The 441-nt window shown below is 43.3% G+C and carries 1 protein-coding gene; it reads right to left on the bottom strand.

What is annotated here, in order from left to right; genetic code table 11:
• Nucleotides 1-441 (bottom strand): AbgT family transporter (locus tag CWC11_RS20785; RefSeq protein WP_171038483.1); only part of this gene is annotated, 441 nt, incomplete at both ends.

The following is a 441-nucleotide window of genomic DNA, read 5'->3' as shown; positions in this document are numbered from 1 at the left end:
GTATTGTTTCCGGTGCATAACCAATTAGCATGAGCATCGGAACAAAGATAGGCGCCGTTACTGCCCACTGTGCTGACGATGAGCCCAGAGTTAAGTTAACCATGGCACACATAAGAATAAACAACACAAATACTTCTGGGCCAGTTAAGCTTAGAGTTTGCAATAATGCCGCGCCATTGATTGCTAAAATTGTACCGAGGTTTGTCCATTTGAAAAATGCCACAAATTGTGCTGCAAAGAACACTAATACAATATACATACCCATAGAGCTCATTGACTTACTCATTGCGTCAATAACATCTCGGTCATTTTTCATCGTTCCAACGACACGGCCATACACAAAACCGGGTATGGCAAAGGTAACAAAGATAAAGACGACGATGCCTTTTAGAAAGGGAGACCCTGCTACAGCGCCCGTTTCTGGGTGACGTAAAATGCCAT

Source organism: Pseudoalteromonas sp. S3178, assembly GCF_005886985.1.
In the GTDB taxonomy this organism is placed as follows: Bacteria; Pseudomonadota; Gammaproteobacteria; order Enterobacterales; family Alteromonadaceae; genus Pseudoalteromonas; species Pseudoalteromonas carrageenovora.
The sequence above is the reverse complement of the archived record's forward strand: the minus strand, read 5'-3'. Positions and strand labels throughout refer to the sequence as shown.